Raw genomic sequence first — 19,098 nt, forward strand, 5'->3', positions numbered from 1 at the left:
AAATGGCAAAAGCAATGAGCGGACAAAAACCCGTGACCCCTTCACCAGACGGTCTGGCGGCTTCGGTCAAAGCGGCCAAAACGCGGGGTTTGCCGCCCGTTCACCTATGGAATCCTCCGTTTTGTGGCGATCTGGACATTCGGATCGCCAAAGATGGCACTTGGAGTTATCTAGGGTCACCGATCAACAGGGTCGAGCTTGTTAAGCTATTTTCCTCAATTCTTAAGAAAGAAGAGGGTAGGTACTTTCTCGTCACTCCCGCTGAAAAGGTGGGAATCACCGTCGAGGATGCGCCGTTTGTTGCCGTTGATTTTGAGCATGAGGGACAAGGCGAAGCCCAACGTCTGACTTTTACGACGCAAGTGGGCGATACAGCCATCGCCGGGCCCGATCACCCGATCCGCATTGTCCTAAATACGGAAACTGATGAGCCCTCACCCTACATATTGATGCGCGCGAATCTTGAGGCGCGCATTGATCGCAAGAGCTTTTACCGGTTGGTCGAGATCGCCAGACATCACGACGGTTGGTTTGGTGTCTGGTCGGACGGCCAGTTTTTCCCACTGATCGCATCTGATGTGCTAGAGGATTGAACCGGTCGCGGCTTGCGGTCCTGCGCCAGCACGACTGCAAGCGCCACCAGCGACGCGCCCAGCGCGCGGGTCCAGTTCCAGTCCTCGCCCAGCGCCATCATGATCACCATCACATAAAATGGCGCGATATTGATGTGGAATGACGCCAGGGCGACCCCTAATTTTCCTACTGATGCTATGAAGAAAAACTGGCTCAGGCCCAGTGAGAACAGTGCGTAGAACACCAACATACCCATCTGCGCCACATCAACGGGGCGTGTAGGCAAGACCTCTAGCCCCAGCAATCCGGCTAACGGTACTAGAATGGCTGCGGTCGACAATCCTCCGACCAAGGTAATGGTGCTACGGCCCAACTGGCTAAGCTCGGGGAAGTCGCGCGCAGTGGCCATGCTGGCCCAACAGAACAGCGCGGTAGACACCACTGCGCACATCGCACCCAGTCCTAATTGTGCCGGTGCCACCGCGCTGGTGGCAATCAGGCCGCCAATGATTGAAATCACCAATCCCAGCGCAAAGCTCCAGCGCAATCGCCGCGTTCCCGCCACAAGCTCCATGATCGTAGCGATCAAAGGCGCACACGAGGCGATAATGGCAACGGTAACTGGGTCGGTCAGCTTCTGCGCCACAAGGATCAGGAACATCCCCGACCCTAGCCCCAAACCTCCAACCAGGAGGGCATGGCCCCAACGGGCGCGCAATACCTGAGCCGGTCCGTCCAGAATCAGCCAGATTGGTACCATGACCAACACCGCAAGAGACATCCGTGCTGCGAACAGGGCGATAGGTGGCCAGCTTTGCAATAGGATCTCAGCCGCCGGGAAACCCGCCGCCCACGTCAGCATCGAAGCCACCGCCAGCGTATTTCCGGTGAACGCGGTCTGTCGACCGTCAGATACAGCTATAGCGGTCCCGCGCGCGGGTTCAGGGCTCATGGCCATCGTGATCAGACCTTATTGTTGGCGCGGCCCTCGCAACGGGATACCGCTCGAGCCTGATGGTCCCTGATTCGAAAGCCTTTATCTGGCCGATTTTCGACAATCTGTCGTTTTCAGTCTCTTTCACGTGGCCGTCGTGATCGCTAGGCTCTGCAAAGTTCGACACCGGATGCCCGATGCCCAGATTTGCCGCCAATCTTTCACTGCTGTTTGCAGAACTGCCCTATCTCGACCGGTTTCAAGCCGCCGCGCAGGCCGGGTTTACGGCTGTTGAAATTCTCTTCCCCTACGACCTCGCGGCCAAAGAGACCCGCCGCGCGCTGCTGTCCAGCGGGCTTGATCTGGTGCTGATCAACGCCCCGCCCCCGAATTATACCGGCGGTGAACCGGGTTACGCCGCCATGCCCGGCAGCTCTGACAGGTTTAAGTCCGATATCCGGCGCGTTCTGCGCTACGCGGATGTGCTGCGGCCAGAGATGATTCACGTTATGGCCGGATACGCTTCCGGCCCCGAGGCCCTGCGTTGTTTTGTCGAGAACCTGCAATGGGCCGCCGACCTCGCGCCGGCACAGCGGTTTACAATCGAACCGCTCAACCCCGTATCGCAACCCGGTTACTTCCTGAACAATTATGATCTGGCCGCCGAAGTGCTGGACCGCGTCGACCGCGCAAATGTCGGCCTACAATATGACAGTTTTCATGCGCAGATGATCCACGGCGACGCGCTGGCGATTTGGCTCCGTTTTCAGCCCCGTATTGTCCATGCACAGATCGGGGCTGCGCCGGATCGCTCGGAACCCGGGCTGGGTACAATGGACTTTGCCGCGTTGTTTGCTGCGATGGACCAGTCGGATTACAGCGGCTGGGTCAGCGCCGAATACAACCCCTCAACCCGGCGGACTGAGGACTCACTGGCTTGGATACAGTATTAAACCCTGCATGAACGCTGGATTTTCAGACTGAAATGGCGCAATTGAGGGCATCGACACGCCAAGGATGCCCCGCATGATATCTGCCCGCTATGCCAATGCCCTGTTCGCCTTGATCATGTCCGGCCTGATGTCCTGCGTCGTCACCGGCATAGCCACGCTCAAAGCTATCGGCTTCAGCCCTTCAACACTCGGAGACTGGATGGCCTCTTGGGCCTTTTGCTGGCCTATCGCCTTTACCGTCATCCTGACGCTGGGCCCTTTCGTAAAACGCCTGATCGCCCGCCTGGTCAGGCCAGAAGCCTGACCCGCTGCAAAGAGGGCCCGCAGGGCTTGATAAGCTGCACCGCCCCTAATGGGCCTCGGCCCAGTTCGCGCCTTGTCCGGCATCCGCGACCAGCTTGATATCCAGCTTCACTGCCGGATCAGCCGCCCCTTCCATCACCGCGCGCGCGACCGAGATGGTCTGATCCACGGCCTCTTCGGCCACTTCGAACAGCAATTCGTCATGCACCTGCAACAGCATCTTGGCGGGCAAGCCGTTGATCGCATCCGGCATCCTCACCATCGCGCGCCGGATCACATCTGCTGCCGTCCCTTGGATCGGAGCATTGATCGCAGCACGACGCGAGAACCCCGCATGCGGCCCCTTGGCATTGATCTCAGGTGTATGGATTTTCCGGCCGAACAGGGTCTGGACATAGCCATTCTCTTTGGCAAACGCGATCGTGTCGTCCATATAACGGCGGATACCGGGGAAACGTTCGAAATAGCGATCGATGAAACCCTGCGCATCCGCCCGGGGAATGCGCAGATTGCGCGCCAGCCCAAAGCCCGAAATGCCGTAGATCACACCAAAGTTGATCGCCTTGGCCTGACGACGGATATCCGGCGTCATCTCGTCCAACGGAACATCAAACATCTCGGACGCCGTCATTGCGTGAATGTCCAAACCATCCGCAAACGCCTGTTTCAGGGTCGGAATATCGGCGATATGGGCCAGAATCCGAAGCTCAATCTGGCTGTAATCAAGGCTGACCAGCACATTGCCCGGCTCGGCAATGAACGCCTCACGTATGCGCCGACCTTCCTCAGTCCGCACCGGAATGTTTTGCAGGTTCGGATCGGTCGAGGCCAAACGGCCCGTATTCGCCCCCGTAATCGAATATGACGTATGCACCCGGCCCGTATCAGGATTGATATGGGTCTGCAGCGCGTCCGTATAGGTCGATTTCAGCTTGGAGAGTTGCCGCCAGTCCAGCACCCGGCGCGGCAGTTCATGTTCGGTCGCAAGGTCCTCAAGAATGTCCGCCCCGGTCGAGTACTTACCGGTCTTGCCCTTCTTGCCGCCCTCAAGCCCCATTTTGTCGAACAGGATTTCACCCAGTTGCGCTGGCGAACCGACGTTAAAGTTCTCACCCGCCAATTCGTGGATTTCAGCCTCTAATCCGGCCATCTTCTGCGCAAATGCATTTGACATTCGGCTGAGAACATCGCGATCGACCTTGATGCCATGCATCTCCATTTCTTTGAGAACCGGCACCAATGGACGTTCAAGTGTTTCATACACCGTCGTCACCTGCACCTGATGCAACTGCGGCTTGAACAATTTCCACAGGCGAAGGGTGATGTCCGCATCCTCGGCAGCGTAGGCCGTGGCCTCGTCAATCGGCACCTTGTCGAAAGTGATTGCAGACTTGCCCGAGCCAAGCAGAGGTTTGATGGGAATCGGCGTATGGCTCAGATAGCGTTCAGATAGCGTATCCATGCCATGCCCATGCTCACCGCCATGCATGGCGTAGGACATCAGCATCGTGTCGTCGATGGGGGCGACGTCGACGCCATATCGCTTAAAGATTTTGGCATCGTATTTCATGTTCTGTCCGATCTTCAGGATCGACGGATCCTCAAACATCGGTTTCAGCAAGTTTAGAGCCGCATCCAGCGGCATCTGTCCATCGGCCAGCGCATCCGATCCGAACAGATCATCGGTCGCGCTTTCACGGTGAGTCAACGGGATGTAACAAGCCTCACCCGCCTCGACACATAGCGAAATCCCGACCAAATCGGCGATCATCTCATTCAAGCCGGTGGTCTCGGTATCCACCGCAACCCAGCCGCGCTCGTAGGCCTGATCGATCCATTTCTGCAATGCCGCTGCATCGCGCACGCATTCGTATTTCGATGCATCAAATGGGGCGTCTTCGGCCTGTGACTCCGCCTCAGGCGTGGATATCTCGGGGATGACGGGGGACTCGACGCCCAGCTTGTCAGCAATGCGTTTGGTAAGCGTACGAAATTCCATCTCTGCCAGAAACTTCATCAAAGTCTCAGCATCGGGATCCTTCACCTCAAGGTCATCCAGAGTGAAATCCAACGGTGTGTTTTCATCCAATTGCACAAGTTTCTTCGAAAGCTCGATCTGGTCGCGCTTTTCGATCAGAGTCTGGCGGCGCTTGGGCTGTTTGATCTCTTCAGCGCGATCCAGCAGGGTTTCCAGATCGCCATATTCATTGATCAACAGCGCCGCCGTCTTCACACCAATGCCCGGAGCGCCCGGTACGTTATCCACCGAATCCCCGGCCAAAGCCTGCACATCGACAACCCGCTCGGGCCCGACGCCGAACTTCTCAACCACCCCATCGCGATCGATCCGCTTGTTCTTCATCGCATCCAGCATCTCGACACCGCCGCCCACAAGCTGCATCAGGTCTTTGTCAGAACTGACGATGGTCACCCGCCCACCGGCCTCACGCGCCTGAACGGCGAGGGTCGCGATGATGTCGTCGGCTTCATAGCCTTCAAGTTCTTTGCAGGCGATGTTGAACGCCTTGGTGGCTTCGCGAGTCAGCGGCATTTGCGGGCGCAAATCCTCGGGCATCGCTTCACGGTTGGCCTTGTAGAGATCATACAGGTCATTACGGAACGTATGCGAGCCCTTGTCGAAGATCACCGCAACATGGGTCGGCGCATCCGGCCCGGCGTTCCCTTCGACATATTTCTGCAGCATGTTGCAAAAGCCCGACACGGCCCCAATTGGTAGCCCATCCGATTTCCGCGTCAACGGCGGTAAAGCGTGATAGGCGCGGAAGATAAAGGCTGATCCATCAATCAGATGCAGATGGCAGCCTTTTCCGAATTGGGTGGTGGTCATATGAGGCTCCTGCGCTGGGTTGCGCCAAGTTGTACAGAAGGGCTGCACGAAAGACGAGGCCACCTGGCCAATTCGTTGCGACCTAATTTGCCCGTGGTCTGGCCTTAGCTATTCGAAAAAGTGCGCTTATCCGCATTCCAAGCCAAGCCTGCTTTTTGCGCGATCAACGAGAACTGTTTGTTCAGCGAGCGATCATTCAGACGTTGGGACAGGCTGCGCAGTGGGATGAGGTTCCGCTCACCATATCCATCGATCAGGAAACAGGCTGGGCCCGCCCCCCGCGTTCCATAGACGATGTTCGAGCTTTTGACGTCGCGCGCGACGATGTGAAGGTCAAACATCTGCGCAACGAATGCATTCAACGCTTCCAAAACCGGGGCGTCCAATCCACTGCGGCAGACTTCATAAAGCTTGGGTGCAAGCCCGCCATCAAGGCCAGAAATGCGCTCAACCACAACCCCCGCCCCATGCGTCGTCTGAACCACGCCCAACATCCTGGACAGGGGTGAACGCTCAATTTCCGTCCCGAGTTTCAGCGATACCCGCAGCTCGCATTCCAGCTCTTTTAGCGTGCTGCGATACTGCGCCTCGGGGAACAGTTTCCATGCCAGTCGCTTGCCAAGCCTGTGCGAGACACGATCTTGGGACCGGGTAAAAACTTTGATCAGAAGGTCAGGATGACCGGGAAAGTCATAGACACTGCGCACAGTCCCGTTCGCGATTGGCTGGCTGTCGGAAAGGTCAATCGTTTTGGCTGTGAACAGCATTATCCATCCTCGCCAGTTACGACCGCCTGCCGTCCTGATCGCCCTTACGCGTCCTGACCAGAGTCCTCACCACGCAGCACGTATTTGCAATCGCAATAGGGGCACTCGACCCAACCAGTGTCTTCGGGAATCTGCAGCCAGACGCGCGGATGACCCAGCGCACCCTCGCCACCATCGCAGGCGACGCGGGTATTTTCGACAATCTTGGTTTCCGGCGCTTCGATGGTCACGGCTGGCGATCCTTCTTTGGTTGTCGGCCTCGCGGGCATGTATTAGGTGCGTTTATGGGCGATGAGCAAACCGGGGGCAAGGGCCACATGTCCGATGCGGCAATCACAATCAGATCACTGCGCAAGACCTATCGCGGCGGCAAGGGCCAGCCCGAGAAACAGGCTTTGAAAGGGATCGACCTGACGGTACCGCAGGGGTCCGTTTTCGGTCTGCTTGGCCCGAATGGAGCCGGCAAATCCACCCTGATCAACATTCTGGCGGGGCTGGTGGTCAAAACGTCTGGCAGCGTCTCGATCTGGGGCTTCGACCAGGATCAAAACCCGCGCCAATCCCGCGCCGCCATCGGCGTGATGCCTCAGGAATTGAACCTTGATCCGTTCTTTACACCTCGAGGCGCATTAGAAGTTCAGGCCGGGCTGTACGGTGTTCCCAAGTCTGATCGGCGAAGCGATGAGATCCTCGACCTCGTTGGCCTTGCCGACAAGGCCGAGGCCTATGCGCGCACGCTTTCGGGCGGAATGCGGCGGCGTCTGCTGCTGGCCAAGGCGCTGGTGCACCATCCCAAGATTCTGGTGCTCGACGAACCCACGGCGGGTGTGGATATTGAACTGCGACAGATGCTTTGGGCCAATGTGCGCAAGCTGAACGAACAGGGCATGACCATCATCCTGACCACGCACTATCTGGAAGAAGCGCAAGAGATGTGTGACGAGATCGCCATTATCAATCACGGCGAAAAGATCGCACAAGACAGCACGGCCAATCTGCTGGGCCGCATGGACAGCCGAACCATGGTGATCGTGCCGGATAGCCCCATACAGACTCTGCCTGTAGCGGATAACGTGATTGCAGCGCAACGTGAGAACGGCGACCTTGTGCTGCAATACCACAGCAACCTAACTACAGCCGAGCAGGTGCTGGAATCTGTACGTCAGGCCGATATTCGCATCCAGGACGTCCGCACTGAAGAAGCTGATCTTGAGGATGTGTTCCTTGCGTTGACCTCCAGTCGGGTCGACGACGCAACTGTCAACGACCCGAACCAACCACATCGGGGGATGCACCGCGTCAAGCTTTAGACACGATCGATCCGTGCGTGATAACAGTTGTTCAGAGCAGATCGGATGTGGATGTAAGCGACATCAGCGCGGGAGAAGATTTTTTTAGCCGCCTCATGCAACTGCGCCTGTGGGGTGATGATCCCGGTTCCATAGACAATTCGGTCGTCCGGACCATACCCTTTGATCAGGTAGTTGGGCGAGTCGGTCAACGCCTCGGGCAGCACATCCTCACTTTCATAGCGCGCGCAGGGGTCGGCACAAAGGAAGATCGGTCCAGTCTCTGCATAAGGCTGCGTTTCCGGGAAGGGTCGGTGCGCCAACACCAGCATCTCTTTGCCTTCCGGTATGTATTTCAAACAATGACGGCATGGGTTGCCCGCCCCATTGGAAATCGCACGCTCTGGTGGGTTTCCATATCCATCCGGCGCACCGGCGCGATATGCCTGAACCTGCTGTGTTGGTAGGGCTGAAATTCCGTGCATGATGTTTCTCCTTGATTTGAGATGATCATGGCAATCGCTTGTTTTGGACTCGACCCGTTTCCTGCGTATTGCAAAATCTGCAACCCTGCTTGCAAAAGAATGTTAGCGATAAAATAAGGGCTACCCGTCAGACCAATTTGGGTCTAAGCAAACATCAAACACCCCAAACGATCCATCTATGATTGAGGCTTTTGTCATGAGCGCTCAGAACTCCACCCTTCGTGGGCTTGCCTTTGCGTTCTTAGGCTTTGCCGTCTTCGCGACGCATGACGTGCTGATCAAGGTGCTGGGTGGCACCTATTCGGTTTTGCAGATCATCTTCTTTGCGACGCTGTTTTCCTTTGTCCCTATGGCAGTAACAATTCTGGCCGATCGGACCACTGGGAATTTCCTGCCGCGGCATCCGTGGTTGGTGCTGTTGCGATCAGCGACGATGATCATGGCCATGTCTTGTGCCTTCTACGCTTTTTCGGTGCTGCCGCTGGCCGAAGTCTATTCCCTGCTATTTTCCTTCCCGCTGATCGTAACTGTTCTGTCGATTCCGATTCTGGGTGAGGTGGTCCGTGCCCAAAGGTGGGCGGCCGTGGGCGTCGGCCTGATCGGCGTCCTGATCGTCCTGCGCCCTGGCGCGACCGAAATCACCCCAGGCCATTTAGCGGCCCTGGCAGCAGCCTTCTGCAGCGCATTTGCTTCGGTTCTTGTCCGCAAAATCGGGAATGAAGAACGCTCTGCCGTCCTGATCCTTTATCCTATGCTGCTGGCCATCGCCGTCATGAGCGTCGCCCAACCGGCAGTTTATCAACCACCATCATTGCTGCATCTGGCGATGATGGCGTTTGTCGGGGTGTTCTCGGTAATCGCACAGCACCTGATCATCCTTGCTTATCGCGCCGCCCCCGCCGGCGTCATTGCCCCCAGTCAATACAGCCAGATCATCTGGGCCACGATCTTCGGCGTGATTTTCTTCGGCGAGCACCCGGATATCTGGGTCGCCGTTGGCGCAAGTATCATCATCGCATCAGGTGTTTTCGTGGTTTGGCGAGAGAGCCGATCAAACACTACCTCTGCTAATACGCCTGTGCTGCGCGTCAGGTCGCCCCGGTCAGATACTGGAGCGACGAGGCCCGGAGAATAAGAAACGGCGCGCATTGCAGCGCGCCGTGCAATCCATTTCAGCCCTTATAGAGCCTTAGTAGACGACCACTGATCGGATACTCTCGCCCTTATGCATCAGGTCGAAACCGTGGTTGATGTCATCCAGGCCCATGGTGTGGGTAATCATGGGGTCGATCTCGATCTTCCCGTCCATGTACCAATCCACGATTTTCGGGACGTCGGTGCGTCCACGCGCTCCGCCAAACGCGGTGCCACGCCATGAGCGGCCTGTTACCAGTTGGAATGGACGAGTCGAGATTTCAGCGCCCGCAGGTGCCACACCGATGATGATCGATTCACCCCAGCCCTTGTGAGCCGATTCCAGTGCCGCTCGCATTACGCCGACATTGCCTGTGGCGTCAAAGGTATAATCCGCGCCGCCCTTGGTCAGGTTGACCAGATACGGCACCAGATCACCTTCGACCTCAGAGGGGTTCACGAAATCCGTCATGCCGAACTTGGTCGCCATTTCCACCTTGGCTGGATTCAAATCAACGCCCACGATCTGATCCGCGCCAGCCAGACGCAGGCCCTGAATCACGTTCAGGCCGATACCGCCCAAACCGAACACGATGGCACGGCTGCCAATTTCTACCTTTGCAGTGTTGATCACCGCGCCAATTCCGGTGGTCACGCCGCAGCCGATATAGCAGATCTTGTCAAAGGGCGCGTCCTCACGCACTTTGGCGAGCGCGATTTCAGGCAGAACCGTATGGTTCGAGAAGGTCGAGCAGCCCATGTAGTGCAGGATCGGATCGCCATCCAACGTAGAAAAACGCGAGGTGCCATCCGGCATGAGGCCCTGGCCTTGGGTTTCACGAATTGCCTGGCACAGGTTGGTCTTGGGATGCAGGCAGTATTCGCACTCACGACACTCGGGCGTATAGAGCGGGATGACGTGATCGCCGGGTTTCAGGCTGGTTACACCCGGGCCGACCTCAAGCACGACACCTGCGCCTTCATGGCCCAGAATGGCGGGAAACAAGCCTTCAGGGTCGGCGCCCGACAGGGTGAATTCATCGGTATGGCAAATGCCTGTCGCCTTGATCTCGACCAGAACCTCGCCCGCTTTGGGGCCTTCAAGGTTTACGTCCATCACTTCCAAAGGTTTGCCTGCCTGAACGGCGACGGCGGCACGGGTACGCATGGTGCTTGTCTCCCTGTCTGTTTTGCCCGACCCTGCGTCAAATACAGGGTTTTTTCAACTGCGCTTTCATGACAGGTTGGCTAAATCTTTGATATTTCAGAAACGACATCACCAGAAAGCCCTGCGCCAATGTACCGTTTATTTCCGATCCTAATTCTTCTGACCGCATGTTCTGAGACCTCTGCACCGCAGGACGCGGCGCTTGAACTAGAGGAGGCACCGGTTGATCTTGCATTTTGTAAGGGAGAACCGTTTGCGAACACCATTGGTGAGCCGGTTTCAACCATACAAGCCCAACTGCCTGAACGGTCGCGCGTTCTGGGCCCGGATGATATTGCCACGCAGGATTATCGCATCGACCGGCTGAACGTTTATGTGAACGGCGCAGGCACAATTCAGAGGCTTACTTGCGGATAGGGTCACTTTCCCCGGTACACCAGAATATCGGGCAAATAATCGATCAAGCGCACAACCCATGAGAACGGTATCGGGAAATCGGTTCGAAACCGGCGACGGGACATGGCGCGCAATACGCGATCGGCCGCATCTTCGGGTGTCATCAGCATCGGCATTTTGAAACTGTTCTTGTCGGTCAGACGGGTCTTGATGAACCCCGGATTGACAATGCGCACCGTCACGCCTGACCCTGCCAGATCGTGCCGCATGGTCTCGGCCAGCGAGATCAGCGCAGCCTTGCTGGCCCCGTACGAGATCGCATTGGGAAGCCCATGATACCCGGCAAGCGACCCGATCAGCGTGATATCACCACTGCCTGAGCCCACAAATCCTGGGACGGTTTCACCCAACACCCGAAGCGCACCGGAATAGTTCACATCGCTGATCGCCAAAGCGGCATCGGTGTCCCAATCTGACGTACTGATCGGCTCATAGGCGCCTGCGTTGTAGACAAGCGCGTCAATTGAGCCAGCCTCCACCACAGCGCGGCGCACATTGTCGAGATCAGTCACATCCATCGGTACAGCACGTGCATTGGGCAAGGTGCCACAGATTTCATCCAATCGCTCGGCATTGCGAGCAGAAAGGATCAAATGCGCGCCTTCGCGGCTCAGCTTTTCGGCCAAGCAACGGCCCAACCCTTCGCTGGCGCCAATGATCCAATAGGTTTTTCCGTCAAAACTGCTCATGCGTAAGTCTTTTTTCGTACTACTAGGTCGAATACGTTCTGACAGCAGCAATGGATCACGCCCAGCGCTCGTAGCATTCGGCCAGATAACACTACATAGCGCGTCGGAAAAAAACTTCTAACGCGGTTGATCCAAAGGCTCATTCCCTGCGTATCTTGTTGTAAATACCGAATAACGAGGATGGAATGTTCGACGAAACCCGGGGCGTACGCAAGAAAATCGCAGTCATAGGCGCAGGCATTTCAGGTCTCTCCGCAGCTTATTACCTTTCCGAAGACAACGATATAACCGTGTTCGAGGCTGAACCTCGGCTGGGCGGCCACGCCCGCACGGTGATGGCCGGAAAGAACGGAGATCAGCCGGTAGATACCGGTTTCATCGTCTTCAACTATGTCACATACCCCTATTTGACCCGGCTGTTTGATGAGCTGAACGTGCCGGTCACCAAAAGTGAGATGAGCTTTGGTGCAACTATCGACAATGGCCGCATTGAATATGGGTTGAACAATCTGCGCACTTTGACCGCGCAAAAGCGCAACCTCGCGCGTCCAGCCTATTACAAGATGATCGCCGATATCCTGCGGTTTGGCAAAGAGGCCCCCGAAGCCGCACAGGACGACGACACCACGATCGGAGAGCTCGTGGATCAGCTGCGTCTCGGCCACTGGTTCAGGCACAATTATCTGATGCCGATGTGCGGCGCGATCTGGTCAACTCCGGTCGAGTTCGTCGATCAGTTCCCAGCCCGCTCGCTGGTGCAGTTCTTCCGCAATCACGCGCTGCTGGCCTCGGGCCGTGCCAATCAGCACCAGTGGTACACCGTGAAAGGCGGCAGCATCGAATATGTCCGCCGGATCGAGGCCGCTCTGCGTACGCGGGGGGCCGACATTCGTGTGGCCTCGCCCGTTCAGCGGATCGAACGGCACGATCTGGGTGTCACGGTGCATGCCGGCGGCGACGCCGATCTGTTTGATGAGATCATCCTAGCCACCCACTCCGATCAGTCCCTCGCCATTCTGGGCGATGCAGCGACCGAAGCGGAAAAAGCGGCGCTCGGCGCGATTAGATATCAACCGAACAAAGCTATCCTGCACTGTGATCCCCGCCAAATGCCCAGGCGGCGTGCTTGCTGGTCCAGTTGGACCTATCGATCGCAAAAGGGCAATGTTGGGGTCACATATTGGATGAATCGGCTTCAGAATATCCCCGACAGTGACCCGCTGTTTGTGACCCTGAACGCCGCATCAGACATTCCAGCGGACAAAATCTATGACGAGGTCGAGTTCGCCCATCCGGTGTTCGACAAAGCCGCCCTGCGCGCGCAAGGGCAAATCCGCGAGATGCAGGGACAGAACCGAACCTGGTTTGCCGGGGCGTATAACCGGCATGGTTTCCACGAAGACGGGATTGCCAGCGCAATGCATGTTGTCGAGCGCCTCACCGCCATCCCGCAGAGCATCGGAGCTGACAATGGTATCCCTGAAACGGACCTCGCTGTTTCGGCCAGCGTATAGAACCTGTTGCGCTGCGCTGCTGTCACTGGCGCTGATGGTCCCCGGCGGACTGGCGGCTTCGCCTTTGTCGGATGCAATCAAAGACCCTAAGCTGCGCGGCACCGGGACATTCCGTTTTCTGGGGCTGCCGCTCTATGACGCCAAGCTTTACACGCCCGGCGGTGCCGCATTCAGCTGGAACGAGAATTTCGGCCTACAATTGACCTATCGAAAAAACCTGAAACAAAAAGCGCTGGTCGAGTCGACCCGGGAAGAGATGGCCCGACAAGGCAATCCTGCGCCGACGGAAGCCCAATTGCAGGGCTGTTTTCAGGCGGTCAGCAAAGGCGATAGCTATCTGGCCATCGCGCAAGGCCCCAATAGCGTCAGCTTCTGGCGCAACGGAAGCAAAACCTGCACCCTGACAAATCCGGGTATCACACGCAGCTTCATGTCAATTTTTCTGGGTAACAATACACGATCCGCCTCGTTCACACAGAAGTTGAAGGGGCAGTGATGCTGTACCCGCGTGTCAGCCTCTATGCGCTGATGCTTGCTGCAGCAGGTATCCCGCTTTACATCCACCTGCCCCGCTTTGCCGCCGTGAATCTCGGTATCGGGCTGGGGGTCATTGGCACCATTCTGCTGGTCATCCGGCTGGTCGACCTGGTGCAAGATCCACTGATTGGCTGGGCCATTGATCGCTGGCCCGGTGGGCAGATGTTATTTGCCGCCGCCGCTGCGCTGGGTCTCGCAATTGGATTTCCATTGCTGTTTGGTTTGCCAGAAGGGGTAAGTATCGCCGCATTAGTGTCTATTCTGATCCTGTTATTCTCGGCCTACAGCCTTGGGACCATCTTGCTTTACGGCCGCAGCGCCACGCTGGCGAAACAGGCTAGCGCGAAGGAACTGATGACACTGGCCGCCTTCCGCGAAGGCGGACAACTGACCGGAGTTATCATAGCAGCCGCAGCACCCGCTGTGTTCGTGGCGCTTGGCGCAGCCGCGCAGGGGTATCCGGCCTTTGGAATGTTTCTCGGGCTTCTGAGCGTTGTGACTCTGGCTGTTACCCTGCCAATGTGGCGACGCACGCCGATCACCGGTCAAGGGCTGTCCTTTGCAGGCCTAGGACAGGCTGGGGCTTTACGTCTGCTTGCCCTTGCGTTGGTCAACAGCCTGCCCGTCGCCATCACCTCGACCCTGTTTCTGTTCTTTGTTGAAGATCGGCTGCAACTGCCAGGCAAAGCGGGGCCATTGCTGATCCTGTTCTTCCTCAGCGCCGGGCTCAGCGTTCCGTTCTGGGCCAGGCTCAGCAATCGGATTGGCCCGAAACAGACTCTGATGATCGCCATGCCGCTGGCCATTCTCGGCTTTGCCGGGGCCGCTCTTCTAGCCCCTGGGAATCTCATCGGTTTCGCCATCATATGCCTCGCATCCGGCGCGGCGCTTGGGGCGGACATGGTTGTCCTGCCCGCAATGTTCTCGGTCGTTCTGACCCGGGCCGGGCTGAACGCATCTGCTGCGTTCGGCATCTGGTCCTTCGCAGGCAAGCTGGGTCTAGCTCTGGCCGCCTTTTTCACACTGCCGCTACTGGAACGCAGCGGCTTTACACCTGGACAGGCCAATTCTGCCGAGGCTTTGAATACACTCACCCTCGCCTATGCGGTGCTGCCCTGCATCTTGAAACTCGGAGCGTTTGGCATGGTCCTGACCCTCCCGACAGAGGTCTCTGCCAAATGAAAACGCTCCTGATCTGTCTGCTTGCGATTTTTGCGCTGTTTGCTGTGAAGAACCGGTTCCTCAGTTTCCGCTCGCAATCACCCTCCGACTACAGCGGAACCGGACCTGAGTTTTCACTCAAAAAGAACCTGAATGGCGAAATCCTGTCCGAAGGATTGATCTATGGCCCGAATGGCAAGATGTCGAACAGCTTTGTCGCGCGTATGGTGGGCGAATGGGACGGCAACACCGGTACGCTGTCCGAGTATTTCACCTATTCCAACGGCAAACAGATGACCCGCAAATGGCATCTGACGTTGGGCACGGGCAACACTTTCACCGCAACAGCGGCCGATATTGTCGGCGAGGGCAAAGGCGTGATTTCGGGCTCAACCGTCAAGCTGACCTATCGCATCATCCTGCCCGAGGACGCGGGCGGGCATACACTGGATGTGACCGACTGGATGTATCTGACGGAGAACGGTGTAATCATAAACCGGTCCGAGATGCGAAAATTCGGGATCAAGGTGGCCGAGCTGGTCGCCACGATGCGCCCTGCGCCTGAAGTGAAATCCACCCATCTGCATGGCGCAAACGGCCACGATGCAGACTCTGAGCTGAGGGTTTTGCAATGATCGCCCGCCGTACCCTTATTGCAGGTGTCGCGATCGCGGGGTTGGCCATCCTCGCCGCATGCTCGGCCAAGCCGCGTATACCAAAATCGTTTCTGTCAGATCGTCAGCTGAACCTTGAAGAGTTCTTCGAAGGTAAGACTGTCGCTTATGGTCAGTTTCAGGATGTACTAGGTAATGTCCCGCGTCGCTTCCAGGTCGATATTGACGGCACATGGGACGGAGAGACTCTGACGCTTGTCGAAGATTTCGTCTATGACGATGGTGCGACCGAACAACGGATCTGGACCCTGACCAAGACCGGCGATGACACCTGGACCGGCACCGCTCCCGGTGTGCTGGGCACAGCCAGTGGGGTCGAAAGGGGCGATACGTTTAACTGGAAGTACAAAATCGACCTGCCCGTCAAAGACGGCACCATACGTGTCAATTTTGATGACTGGATGTGGTTGTTGTCGGATGACCGGTTATTGAACCGAGCCTATGTTTCGCGTTTTGGCGTAAGGCTGGGTGAAGTCATATTGTACTTCGAGAAGAAGTAGTCACCCCGCCAGCACAGCCAGCGGGGCAAGAAAAAATCAGACGGTTCCGCCCAGACTGCCTTCAAGCTCGACCATCTCCTGACCACCGGCCATCAGGTCCTGCAGCTCTTCCGGGGTGATCTGGCCACGCTGCGCCGTACCCAGCGTCTGCCCGCGATTGAGAACCGTGAACCTGTCACCAACCGCCAGTGCATGGCGGACGTTGTGAGTAATAAAGACCACCGCGATCCCCTGCTTGCGCACCTTGTCGATGGTCGCCAGAACGTTGGCTGTTTGGCGCACCCCAAGGGCCGAGGTCGGTTCGTCCAAGATCAGAACCTTCGCCCCGAAATGCACCGCCCGCGCGATGGCGACGGTCTGGCGTTCACCACCTGACAGCGTGCCCACCGCCTGATCGGGTCCGCGCAGGTTGATCCCCATTTTCTTCATCTCTTCCATCGTGACCTTGTTGGCATAGTCATGATCAAAAAAGTGAAGAGGTCCGACCTTCTTTACCGGCTCATTCCCCATGAAGAAGTTGCGCGAGACCGACATCAACGGGATCATGGCCAGATGCTGGTGCACGGTTGCGATCCCGGCCTCGATGGCATCACGCGGGTCGGCGAAATGCATGGGGTGGCCTTCGAACAGAATCTCTCCGTGGGTGGGCTGGTGCACGCCCGACATGGTCTTGATGAAGGTCGACTTGCCCGCACCGTTGTCGCCGAGAAGGCAGTGGCATTCACCGGGGAACACGTCCACCGAGACACCCGCCAGCGCGATCACGCTGCCGAAGTGCTTTTCGATGTTTTTCATCTGGATGATGGGTTCATGTTCGGGATTCATATCAACGCTCTCCCGTGATGATGCGGCGAATATAGGTGTTGAGGATCACAGCCCCCAGCAGGATCACCCCAAGGAAGACCCGGAACAGCGAGCTTTCGACACCGGCAAAGAACAACCCCTGTTGCACCACGCCAAAGATCAACGCGCCCAGCGCCGCGCCCAGTACCGAGCCGTATCCACCGGTCAGAAGCGCGCCGCCGATGACCACGGCGATGATCGCTTCGAACTCTTTCAGCAAACCCCGGTCGGCACCAGCCGATCCGAACTCCATCACCTGACAGACCGCAAAGACGGTGGCGCAGAAGGCCGTGAACATAAACATCAGAATCTTGACCCGGTTCACAGGCACACCCGAGTTGCGCGCCGCCTCAGCATCCCCGCCCGAGGCGAAGATCCAGTTGCCGAACCGCGTTTTGGTCAGCAGCACGTGACCAAAGATGATCAGTGCGATCGCCCAGACGATCAGCATTGGAATACCATCCACAACCGGCTGACCGGCGCGGGTGCCACGCTCGAATACGGCGATGATCCCGGCATCCCCGAGCCATTGGAACAATCCCTGCAAAATTTTACCACCAAAGATCGGCGCCAGCCAATCGCCTTCGGCTGCGTCTTTCACACCGCCGATAATAGTTTTGCGCTCGATCACCTGCGGCAGGAAGATGGTAAAGCCGCGCAAGATGAACAGAAAGGCCAGCGTTACGATAAAGCTGGGCAAACCAGTCCGGATCACGATCCAACCATTCAGCGCGCCGATTGCCACCGCCATTGCAAACGTGACGAGAATTGCCATCCAGACCGGCCACGCGAGCGTGACCGAAAAAATTGCGATCATCATGCCCGAAAAGCCGATCATCGACCCGACTGACAGGTCAAACTCACCCGCGATCATCAGAAGGCAGGCACCCACGGCGATGATCATGAACTGCGCCGAGACAACCGACCAGTTCATCATGCCCTGTGCGTTGAACATGCCGCTGTCAAAAGCGAACAAAAGAAAGAAGGTGAAGACGGCAACGGTGCCAACCATCCCGCCAAGTTCAGGCCGGATCAAGGCTTTGCGCAGCGGCGATATTTCTTTAATCCGTTCGTCGGTTACAGCCGTGTTTTGAGCAGACTCGCTCATTAGAACGCCCCTCCGAGTTAAGCAGTGATTTTGCGTCAGATAGTTGTTGGCGGGCGCCGCTTTGGCGGGGCGCCCGCGCTGTAAGAATCAGCGGTACTCGCCAGCAAATTCTTCGATCTTGGTCAGACCATCAGCAGTTACGAAGCCGGGACCCGAATTGATGTTGTTGCCCGGCAAAACGCCATAGCGGTGGTAGTTGGTCATCACAACAACCGGCAGGTAAGCCTGCAGGAAGGGCTGCTGATCAATTCCCCACTGGATCACGCCAGACTTGATGCCTTTGACAATCTCACCACCCAGATCGAAGGTGCCGAAATAGATGTCACCGGCCATACCATTTTCTTCCAGCGCCAGAATTGTCGGATCAGCCGAGGTTGGACCCAGTGTCAGAACCGCATCAGTATCCGGGTTCGCCGACAGATAGGCCAGCACGCGGTTCTTGATCTCGGCTGGGTCCTGGCCGGCGTCGATCATCTGATCCCCCAGTTCAATGCCCAAGCCGTCTGCAAAGCCCTGACAACGTTCCTGGCTTGAGGGCTGAACGATATAGTGGTTCACACAAAGGAACGAGCCGATGCCGTCACCCTTGGCGCGCTGGCCTGCAGCAAATCCGGCATCATATTCGGGCTGACCCACATACATCAGGGCACCAACTTCCCGGGCCTGATCCGGCGTACCAGTGTTCATGATGATCACATCAACGCCCGCATCGACCGCCGATTTGATCGGTCCGCTCAGCACATCATAATCCGCCAACGTGGTAATGATCCCGTTCGGACCCGAAGCAGCCGCCTGATCGATAATCCGCGCCATATCGGCAAGGTCGCCAGTGGGCGGATTGCGGTATTCGACTTCGACACCCATCTGGTCGCCTGCCAGCGCGATGCCGTTCTTGATCGTGTTCCACCAGCTATCGCTGTCTGGCGCGTGGCTGACCAGAATGTATTTCTCACCTTCCGCCGCAGCACCCGTGGCTGCGATCAGAGGCGTCGCAGCTACCGCCGCCGCCAGCGCCAACTTCTTCGTCAGTGAAGTCATGATGTCCTCCCAAAACTCATGTTATCGCGGATTGAGGCAGTCCTTCGCACCTCTCCGACTCGAGTTAGAGCATATCTGTCAAAATTTTGCAACCGGTTGCAAACGGTGTCAGATGTGTTTCATA

21 protein-coding genes are annotated in these 19,098 nt (G+C 57.2%); 11 read left to right on the plus strand and 10 right to left on the minus strand.

Going from position 1 to position 19,098, the window contains the following annotated elements:
- The first annotated feature begins 14 nt into the window (after window positions 1-14).
- Complete coding sequence (locus ACR0BI_RS11785) at window positions 15-593, plus strand: DUF1285 domain-containing protein (protein WP_480503076.1); 579 nt, start codon at window positions 15-17, stop codon at window positions 591-593.
- Here the strand turns inward: ACR0BI_RS11785 and ACR0BI_RS11790 are convergent.
- Entirely contained in the window at window positions 518-1,525 is a 1,008-nt protein-coding gene (locus ACR0BI_RS11790) for a DMT family transporter (protein ID WP_480439074.1), read from the minus strand. The genes ACR0BI_RS11785 and ACR0BI_RS11790 overlap by 76 nt on opposite strands.
- Before the next feature lie 179 nt (window positions 1,526-1,704).
- Here ACR0BI_RS11790 and ACR0BI_RS11795 point away from each other — a divergent pair, with 179 nt between their 5' ends.
- Together ACR0BI_RS11795 and ACR0BI_RS11800 are read left to right on the plus strand one after the other, a co-directional pair.
- Entirely contained in the window at window positions 1,705-2,460 is a 756-nt protein-coding gene (locus ACR0BI_RS11795) for a TIM barrel protein (RefSeq protein WP_170408575.1), read from the plus strand.
- Between the two features lie 73 nt (window positions 2,461-2,533).
- Window positions 2,534-2,764, plus strand: a complete 231-nt coding sequence (locus ACR0BI_RS11800; protein WP_170408576.1) for a DUF2798 domain-containing protein — start codon at window positions 2,534-2,536, stop codon at window positions 2,762-2,764.
- Window positions 2,765-2,809: 45 nt separating this feature from the next.
- Here the strand turns inward: ACR0BI_RS11800 and polA are convergent, their stop codons facing one another.
- From polA to ACR0BI_RS11815, 3 genes are all read right to left on the minus strand, one after another.
- Window positions 2,810-5,611, minus strand: a complete 2,802-nt coding sequence (gene polA, locus ACR0BI_RS11805; RefSeq protein WP_480561888.1) for a DNA polymerase I — start codon at window positions 5,609-5,611, stop codon at window positions 2,810-2,812.
- Window positions 5,612-5,715: 104 nt separating this feature from the next.
- Entirely contained in the window at window positions 5,716-6,378 is a 663-nt protein-coding gene (locus tag ACR0BI_RS11810) for a YrbL family protein (RefSeq protein WP_170394971.1), read from the minus strand.
- A gap of 44 nt (window positions 6,379-6,422) precedes the next feature.
- A complete protein-coding gene (locus ACR0BI_RS11815) occupies window positions 6,423-6,608 on the minus strand; it encodes a zinc-finger domain-containing protein (protein ID WP_170426216.1) in 186 nt (61 codons plus the stop codon).
- Window positions 6,609-6,695: 87 nt separating this feature from the next.
- Between ACR0BI_RS11815 and ACR0BI_RS11820 the strand changes: the two genes are divergently transcribed.
- On the plus strand, window positions 6,696-7,688 hold the full coding sequence (locus ACR0BI_RS11820; protein WP_170395098.1) for an ABC transporter ATP-binding protein: 993 nt from the start codon (window positions 6,696-6,698) through the stop codon (window positions 7,686-7,688).
- On the opposite strand, the gene ACR0BI_RS11825 is transcribed toward ACR0BI_RS11820, so the two are convergent.
- Complete coding sequence (locus ACR0BI_RS11825; RefSeq protein WP_170566845.1) at window positions 7,685-8,152, minus strand: DUF1203 domain-containing protein; 468 nt, start codon at window positions 8,150-8,152, stop codon at window positions 7,685-7,687. The genes ACR0BI_RS11820 and ACR0BI_RS11825 overlap by 4 nt on opposite strands.
- 196 nt (window positions 8,153-8,348) lie before the next feature.
- On the opposite strand from ACR0BI_RS11825, the gene ACR0BI_RS11830 reads away from it, so the two are divergent.
- The gene (locus tag ACR0BI_RS11830; RefSeq protein ID WP_480561886.1) at window positions 8,349-9,287 is read left to right on the plus strand and encodes a DMT family transporter; all 939 of its coding nucleotides are present in this window, start codon (window positions 8,349-8,351) and stop codon (window positions 9,285-9,287) included.
- A gap of 54 nt (window positions 9,288-9,341) precedes the next feature.
- Here the strand turns inward: ACR0BI_RS11830 and ACR0BI_RS11835 are convergent, their stop codons facing one another.
- A complete protein-coding gene (locus tag ACR0BI_RS11835; protein ID WP_170394983.1) occupies window positions 9,342-10,454 on the minus strand; it encodes an S-(hydroxymethyl)glutathione dehydrogenase/class III alcohol dehydrogenase in 1,113 nt (370 codons plus the stop codon).
- Between the two features lie 129 nt (window positions 10,455-10,583).
- Between ACR0BI_RS11835 and ACR0BI_RS11840 the strand changes: the two genes are divergently transcribed.
- Window positions 10,584-10,871, plus strand: coding sequence for an I78 family peptidase inhibitor (locus tag ACR0BI_RS11840; protein WP_170394986.1), 288 nt, complete (start codon window positions 10,584-10,586; stop codon window positions 10,869-10,871).
- Between the two features lie 2 nt (window positions 10,872-10,873).
- Here ACR0BI_RS11840 and ACR0BI_RS11845 read toward each other — a convergent pair whose 3' ends face one another.
- Window positions 10,874-11,599, minus strand: coding sequence for an SDR family NAD(P)-dependent oxidoreductase (locus tag ACR0BI_RS11845; protein ID WP_480561884.1), 726 nt, complete (start codon window positions 11,597-11,599; stop codon window positions 10,874-10,876).
- A 185-nt stretch (window positions 11,600-11,784) separates the two neighbouring features.
- Between ACR0BI_RS11845 and ACR0BI_RS11850 the strand changes: the two genes are divergently transcribed.
- The 5 genes from ACR0BI_RS11850 to ACR0BI_RS11870 are packed head-to-tail and all read left to right on the plus strand — an operon-like array spanning window position 11,785 to window position 15,985.
- Window positions 11,785-13,113 (plus strand): FAD-dependent oxidoreductase, encoded by a 1,329-nt coding sequence (locus ACR0BI_RS11850; protein WP_170648912.1) that lies wholly within the window; start codon window positions 11,785-11,787, stop codon window positions 13,111-13,113.
- Complete coding sequence (locus tag ACR0BI_RS11855) at window positions 13,070-13,609, plus strand: hypothetical protein (RefSeq protein ID WP_170648914.1); 540 nt, start codon at window positions 13,070-13,072, stop codon at window positions 13,607-13,609. The genes ACR0BI_RS11850 and ACR0BI_RS11855 overlap by 44 nt, the downstream gene beginning before the upstream one ends.
- The gene (locus tag ACR0BI_RS11860) at window positions 13,609-14,832 is read left to right on the plus strand and encodes an MFS transporter (RefSeq protein WP_480561882.1); all 1,224 of its coding nucleotides are present in this window, start codon (window positions 13,609-13,611) and stop codon (window positions 14,830-14,832) included. The genes ACR0BI_RS11855 and ACR0BI_RS11860 overlap by 1 nt, the downstream gene beginning before the upstream one ends.
- A complete protein-coding gene (locus ACR0BI_RS11865) occupies window positions 14,829-15,446 on the plus strand; it encodes a DUF3833 domain-containing protein (protein WP_170566832.1) in 618 nt (205 codons plus the stop codon). The genes ACR0BI_RS11860 and ACR0BI_RS11865 overlap by 4 nt, the downstream gene beginning before the upstream one ends.
- Window positions 15,443-15,985, plus strand: a complete 543-nt coding sequence (locus ACR0BI_RS11870) for a DUF3833 domain-containing protein (protein WP_480561880.1) — start codon at window positions 15,443-15,445, stop codon at window positions 15,983-15,985. The genes ACR0BI_RS11865 and ACR0BI_RS11870 overlap by 4 nt, the downstream gene beginning before the upstream one ends.
- 36 nt (window positions 15,986-16,021) lie before the next feature.
- Here ACR0BI_RS11870 and ACR0BI_RS11875 read toward each other — a convergent pair whose 3' ends face one another.
- From ACR0BI_RS11875 to ACR0BI_RS11885, 3 genes are all read right to left on the minus strand, one after another.
- Window positions 16,022-16,810 (minus strand): ATP-binding cassette domain-containing protein, encoded by a 789-nt coding sequence (locus tag ACR0BI_RS11875; RefSeq protein WP_170395006.1) that lies wholly within the window; start codon window positions 16,808-16,810, stop codon window positions 16,022-16,024.
- Window position 16,811: 1 nt separating this feature from the next.
- The gene (locus ACR0BI_RS11880) at window positions 16,812-17,936 is read right to left on the minus strand and encodes an ABC transporter permease (RefSeq protein WP_170408588.1); all 1,125 of its coding nucleotides are present in this window, start codon (window positions 17,934-17,936) and stop codon (window positions 16,812-16,814) included.
- Between the two features lie 87 nt (window positions 17,937-18,023).
- A complete protein-coding gene (locus ACR0BI_RS11885) occupies window positions 18,024-18,974 on the minus strand; it encodes a sugar ABC transporter substrate-binding protein (RefSeq protein WP_170395010.1) in 951 nt (316 codons plus the stop codon).
- Window positions 18,975-19,098 lie beyond the last annotated feature (124 nt).

Source organism: Ruegeria sp. E5 (genome assembly GCF_056534105.1).

Excerpts from the sequence above, each read along its gene's own strand:
- ACR0BI_RS11785 (WP_480503076.1), top strand. The coding sequence starts at position 15 with ATGAGCGGACAAAAACCCGTGACCCCTTCACCAGACGGTCTGGCGGCT.
- ACR0BI_RS11790 (WP_480439074.1), bottom strand. The coding sequence starts at position 1,525 with ATGAGCCCTGAACCCGCGCGCGGGACCGCTATAGCTGTATCTGACGGT.
- ACR0BI_RS11795 (WP_170408575.1), top strand. The coding sequence starts at position 1,705 with ATGCCCAGATTTGCCGCCAATCTTTCACTGCTGTTTGCAGAACTGCCC.
- ACR0BI_RS11800 (WP_170408576.1), top strand. The coding sequence starts at position 2,534 with ATGATATCTGCCCGCTATGCCAATGCCCTGTTCGCCTTGATCATGTCC.
- polA (WP_480561888.1), bottom strand. The coding sequence starts at position 5,611 with ATGACCACCACCCAATTCGGAAAAGGCTGCCATCTGCATCTGATTGAT.
- ACR0BI_RS11810 (WP_170394971.1), bottom strand. The coding sequence starts at position 6,378 with ATGCTGTTCACAGCCAAAACGATTGACCTTTCCGACAGCCAGCCAATC.
- ACR0BI_RS11820 (WP_170395098.1), top strand. The coding sequence starts at position 6,696 with ATGTCCGATGCGGCAATCACAATCAGATCACTGCGCAAGACCTATCGC.
- ACR0BI_RS11825 (WP_170566845.1), bottom strand. The coding sequence starts at position 8,152 with ATGCACGGAATTTCAGCCCTACCAACACAGCAGGTTCAGGCATATCGC.
- ACR0BI_RS11830 (WP_480561886.1), top strand. The coding sequence starts at position 8,349 with ATGAGCGCTCAGAACTCCACCCTTCGTGGGCTTGCCTTTGCGTTCTTA.
- ACR0BI_RS11835 (WP_170394983.1), bottom strand. The coding sequence starts at position 10,454 with ATGCGTACCCGTGCCGCCGTCGCCGTTCAGGCAGGCAAACCTTTGGAA.
- ACR0BI_RS11840 (WP_170394986.1), top strand. The coding sequence starts at position 10,584 with ATGTACCGTTTATTTCCGATCCTAATTCTTCTGACCGCATGTTCTGAG.
- ACR0BI_RS11845 (WP_480561884.1), bottom strand. The coding sequence starts at position 11,599 with ATGAGCAGTTTTGACGGAAAAACCTATTGGATCATTGGCGCCAGCGAA.
- ACR0BI_RS11850 (WP_170648912.1), top strand. The coding sequence starts at position 11,785 with ATGTTCGACGAAACCCGGGGCGTACGCAAGAAAATCGCAGTCATAGGC.
- ACR0BI_RS11855 (WP_170648914.1), top strand. The coding sequence starts at position 13,070 with ATGGTATCCCTGAAACGGACCTCGCTGTTTCGGCCAGCGTATAGAACC.
- ACR0BI_RS11860 (WP_480561882.1), top strand. The coding sequence starts at position 13,609 with ATGCTGTACCCGCGTGTCAGCCTCTATGCGCTGATGCTTGCTGCAGCA.
- ACR0BI_RS11865 (WP_170566832.1), top strand. The coding sequence starts at position 14,829 with ATGAAAACGCTCCTGATCTGTCTGCTTGCGATTTTTGCGCTGTTTGCT.
- ACR0BI_RS11870 (WP_480561880.1), top strand. The coding sequence starts at position 15,443 with ATGATCGCCCGCCGTACCCTTATTGCAGGTGTCGCGATCGCGGGGTTG.
- ACR0BI_RS11875 (WP_170395006.1), bottom strand. The coding sequence starts at position 16,810 with ATGAATCCCGAACATGAACCCATCATCCAGATGAAAAACATCGAAAAG.
- ACR0BI_RS11880 (WP_170408588.1), bottom strand. The coding sequence starts at position 17,936 with ATGAGCGAGTCTGCTCAAAACACGGCTGTAACCGACGAACGGATTAAA.
- ACR0BI_RS11885 (WP_170395010.1), bottom strand. The coding sequence starts at position 18,974 with ATGACTTCACTGACGAAGAAGTTGGCGCTGGCGGCGGCGGTAGCTGCG.